Annotated in this window: 1 protein-coding gene; it reads left to right on the top strand. The window is 67.0% G+C overall.

Annotation, left to right across the window (positions count from 1 at the left end):
- Positions 1–528, top strand: a 528-nt coding sequence (locus ACLJQE_RS44810; protein ID WP_410645943.1) for a manganese catalase family protein, incomplete at both ends; no start/stop codon positions are given.

Here is a 528-nt window from a genome sequence, read left to right as displayed (position 1 = left end):
ACAAAGACCTGATCATGGACACCGCCACCGAAGAAATCGGCCACGTCGAAATGCTCGCCACCATGGTCGCCCGCCTCCTCGAAGGCGCCCCCGCCACCCTCACCGCCGAAGCCGTCAAAGACCCCGTCATGGCCGCCACCCTCGGCGGCATGGACATCCAGCAAGCCATCGTCGCCGGCGGCGGCGCCCTCCCCGCCGACAGCAACGGCTACCCCTGGAACGGCCGCTACGTCATCGCCTCCGGCAACCTCCTCGCCGACTTCCGCGCCAACGCCGCCGCCGAAGCCCAAGGCCGCCTCCAAACCGCCCGCCTCTACAACATGACCGACGACCCCGGCGTCAAAGCCATGCTCAAATTCAACCTCGCCCGCGACACCGTCCACCAAAAGCAGTGGCTCGCCGCCATCGAAGAACTCAAAGCCGACGGCCTCGAAGAAGACATCGCCCCGGGCGCCCTGCTCGACGAAGAAGACCAAACCCACAACCACACCATCTGGCACCTCTCCGACGGCCCCGACGGCGCCAAGG

The sequence above is a fragment of the Amycolatopsis sp. lyj-346 genome (genome assembly GCF_046548975.1).
Lineage (GTDB): Bacteria > Actinomycetota > Actinomycetes > Mycobacteriales > Pseudonocardiaceae > Amycolatopsis.
The sequence above is the reverse complement of the archived record's forward strand: the minus strand, read 5'-3'. Positions and strand labels throughout refer to the sequence as shown.